Source organism: Actinomyces succiniciruminis, from assembly GCF_900002405.1.
GTDB lineage: Bacteria > Actinomycetota > Actinomycetes > Actinomycetales > Actinomycetaceae > Actinomyces > Actinomyces succiniciruminis.
On sequence record NZ_LK995475.1, the window covers coordinates 1 to 3,948 of the forward strand.

A 3,948-nucleotide genomic window follows, 5' to 3' on the forward strand; every position below is an offset into this window, starting at 1 on the left:
CCACCTCGGGTCGATCCACCCCCAGGCGATGCGCGGCCCCCACCGGGTCAGCTCCCCCTCCGGCGTGCCGCACACCTTCTCCGCGGTGGCGGTGCGGACCTTCCCCGCATTGGACAGGTGCTCGATGATCCTGCGCGTGTACAGGTCGGTGACGCGCTTGTCGTAGTCGCGGCGACCGGCTGTACGGGTCACGGTCTTGAAGGTCACTTCGGTGTCATCGTCGTGTAGGAGTCGCACGGCGTGGTGGACGCGGCGCACTATGGCGGCCTGCTGGGCGCTGGTCAGGCCCTCCCAGGCGACGTGCTCGTTGAAGTCGGTCTTGGGCTGGCCGGTAAGGGCGGCCGCCGACGCTGCGGTGAGGGCGGGCCGGTTGACGATCTCCTGAACGACCCTGCGGGCGTCGAGGTCGCTGGCCTCCTTCACGCGCCCGAGTCGGCAGATGACCTGGTTGAGGGTGACCGCCCCGGCACCCTCGGTGCCGTGCAGGGCCAGGTACTCCAACGCCTCGGCGATCCTCCGCTTGGCCTGCTCGCGGTGGGCGGGCCAGAGCGTCTGCCAGGTCAGCGCCGGGGCGGTGGTGCCGTCCGCGTCCATCTGCTCGGCCATGGCGGTGACGATCTCGGCGGGCTCCCCGATCAGCGCCGCCGCAACGGTCGGGGGCATGGGGTCCAGGTCGGCGGCCTCGCCCAGGATGCGGATGTAGTCGCCGAAGAATGGGCCGCCCGGGCCGGTCAAGCTGTACTCGGTGCTCACGGGTGTTCTCACAGTAGGGCGGTGGCCGGGTCCATGGCGGCCGCGGTGTGGGCGATACGCGCCCCACCGCGGGTGGCAGCCACAGCCACGGGATCGGCGGCGTCGTCCTCCTCGTCGTCGTCGGGCTGGGGAGGCAGGCCCGGGTCCGCGGGCTGCTCGATCACTTCGGTGCCGTCCTCGGCCATGCGAAGGCCGTGTGCGGCGGCAGTGCGCACCACGCGCGGAGTGGCGTCGCCGAGGAGGAGGGCGAGGTCGTCGGTGGGGCTGGTGTTGCGGTCGTAGGTGGTTGACATGCGGTGGGCTCCTGTTCGGAGTTGGAATTACTGACACGTCAAGTATACCTTGCCGTAACCTCAATCTGTACCTAATTTCGCTAANTCACGGTCTTGAAGGTCACTTCGGTGTCATCGTCGTGTAGGAGTCGCACGGCGTGGTGGACGCGGCGCACTATGGCGGCCTGCTGGGCGCTGGTCAGGCCCTCCCAGGCGACGTGCTCGTTGAAGTCGGTCTTGGGCTGGCCGGTAAGGGCGGCCGCCGACGCGGCGGTGAGGGCGGGCCGGTTGACGATCTCCTGCATGATGCTGCGGGTTTCCAGGTCACTGGTCTCCTTCACGTGCCCGAGCCGGCAGATGACCTGGTTGAGGGTGACCGCGCCCGCACCTTCGGTGCCGTGCAGGGCCAGGTGCTCCAACGCTTCGGCGATCCGCCGCTTGGCCTGCTCACGGTGCGCCGGCCACAGCGTCTGCCAGGTAAGCGCCGGGGCGGGGGTGCCGTCATCGTCCAGGGTGTCGGCCATGGCGGTGATGATCTCGTCGGGTTCCCCGGTCAGCGCCTCCGCGACGGTCGGGGGCATTGGTTCCAGTGCGGCGGCCTCGTGCAGGAGGCGCAGGTAGTCGGCTCCGAATGGGCCGTCCGGCCCGGTCAGGCTGTACTCGTTGCTCACGGGGGCCTCGCCTTAGAGGAGTGCGGTGGTGGCGGTCATGGTGGCGGCGGTACGGGCGATACGCGCCCCACCGCGGGTGGCAGCCACAGCCACGGGATCGGCGGCGTCGTCCTCCTCCTCGTCGTCGGGCAGGGGCGGCAGGCCCGGGTCCGCGGGCTGCTCGATCACTTCGGTGCCGTCCTCGGCCATGCGAAGGCCGTGTGCGGCGGCAGTGCGCACCACGCGCGGAGTGGCGTCGCCGAGGAGGAGGGCGAGGTCGTCGGTGGGGCTGGTGTTGCGGTCGTAGGTGGTTGACATGCGGTGGGCTCCTGTTCGGAGTTGGAATTACTGACACGTCAAGTATACCTTGCCGTAACCTCAATCTGTACCTAATTTCGCTAACACGATTGGCGGGTTTGGCCCGTCATCACGCGGGAAGAATCGGATCACGGGGTCCCGTGCTGGGCCGTGGCCGGTTGCGTGTTCGTGACCGGAGGCCGGGCAGGCGCTCGCGGGCCGAGGCGAGGAGCCCGCCCACGCCGGGGCGGAGGCTTCACGGGAGACGTTCTGACGGCCTAGCGGGGTGCCCTGTGTGCTGGCCGTCCGGGGGGCGGCGATCGTGCCCCAGGCGCACCCCCAGTGGCGATCTGGGCATGACGAAGGCGGTCCCGCCTCATCAAGGCGGGGAGAGCGGGCGAGTAGTGCACTTTGTGCACTTTCAGGAGCAAACTTTTATACGCGCGCGCACGCGAGAGACTTTACCCATGAAAGTACACAAAGTGCACTACCGCATGACTTCAACGTTTACGGCGTGGTGCAAGCGTAGGTACAAACTGAGGGAAGGTGAACATCAAGTGAACACGCGAGGTTGCACTTACCTAAACTGAGGGGTGTCCACCACCGATCTCGGCAGCAGACACCCCTCAGATGTCATGACGATGCGGTTCTATCCCTCCTCGTCGGTTCGAAGTCCGAGCCCACGAAAAACGAACCCGCTTGCAGCGCGACGCTNGTGGCCGGTTGCGTGTTCGTGACCGGAGGCCGGGCCGGCGCTCGCGGATCGGCCCGGAGGATGAGGCCACGGTACTGAGGCTTCACAGGAGGCGATCTGGGGGCCTCGCGGCCTCGCTCATGTGCTGGCGTCCGGGGAGACGGCGATCGTGCCCCAGGCGCGCCCACAACGACGATCCGGGCATGACGAAGGCGGTCCCGCCTCATCAAGGCGGGGAGAGCGGGCGGGTAGTGCACTTTGTGTACTTTCATGGGTAAAGTCCCTCGCGTGCGCGCGCGTATAGAAGTTTGCTCCTGAAAGTACACAAAGTGCACTACCGCATGATTCCAACGTTTACGGCGTGGTGCAAGCGTAGGTACAAACTGAGGGAAGGTGAACATCAAGTGAACACGCGAGGTTGCACTTACCTAAACTGAGGGGTGTCTGCTGCCGAGATCGGTGGCAGACACCCCTTAGATGTCATGACGATGCGGTTCTATCCCTCCTCGTCGGTTCGAAGTCCGAGCCCACGAAAAACGAACCCGCTTGCAGCGCGACGCTTCACGAAACCTCGTGATTCGACCTGACGAGCGAAGGCCTGCTTGCCGATCAGGTCTGCGCCGTCGGCCGCTGCCCACGCCTGGAACTCACCGAACAGCTCCTGAACTCCCACGCGCGCCGCCGGGGCGACCGCGCACGCCTCGGAGATGAAACGGGCCACCGTATCCGAATCGGCCTGGTAGCGGTTGGTGGCCTCGGTGACCTTCGCCGCCGTCGGCATCCCGTTGGCGCGGTAGTCAGCCCAGCCGTCGAGCGCCCACGCCAACACGGCGTCGGCTTCCAGCTTCAGTTTCTCCCCAAGCTCGGGGTCACGCTTCGCCTCGGGAATGGTGACGTCGAAAGGAATCACGCGGATACGCCGCCACACCGCCGCATCGTCCCCGGCAACCTTCGGCAGGTGGTTGGTGACCATCAGAGCCGTGTGAGTGGGCGTGAACGTCACAGGGTTGCCGTACAGCGGGCGCGCGGTGATCGGGTCCCCACCCACTAGCTGTTTCATCATCGCAGCCGCGAGCGGCTGATCGCGTTCCGTCTCCGAGGTCACGACGAACCGCCTGCCCATCAGCCCGATCAGCTCGGGGGACGCGTTGGACGCCTTGCCGCGTGCGGACATGAACAGTGTGGATTCGGCGGCGTGCCCGTAGTCGCCGAGCGCGTTCAGGACGGCGTTGTACGCGACCCCCTTAGCGTTCGCGCCGGTACCGGTGGCGGTCAGCGCGCT

Annotated in this window: 4 protein-coding genes; all 4 read right to left on the reverse strand. The window is 67.0% G+C overall.

Going from position 1 to position 3,948, the window contains the following annotated elements; all coding sequences use genetic code 11:
* Window positions 1-753 (reverse strand): hypothetical protein (locus BN1056_RS03415; RefSeq protein ID WP_210579077.1); only part of this gene is annotated, 753 nt, incomplete at its 3' end.
* A gap of 8 nt (window positions 754-761) precedes the next feature.
* Window positions 762-1,046 (reverse strand): hypothetical protein, encoded by a 285-nt coding sequence (locus BN1056_RS03420; RefSeq protein ID WP_210579079.1) that lies wholly within the window; start codon window positions 1,044-1,046, stop codon window positions 762-764.
* A 662-nt stretch (window positions 1,047-1,708) separates the two neighbouring features.
* On the reverse strand, window positions 1,709-1,993 hold the full coding sequence (locus BN1056_RS03425; RefSeq protein ID WP_210579081.1) for a hypothetical protein: 285 nt from the start codon (window positions 1,991-1,993) through the stop codon (window positions 1,709-1,711).
* A 1,169-nt stretch (window positions 1,994-3,162) separates the two neighbouring features.
* Window positions 3,163-3,948, reverse strand: a 786-nt coding sequence (locus BN1056_RS03430) for a DNA primase family protein (RefSeq protein ID WP_210579083.1), incomplete at its 5' end; no start/stop codon positions are given.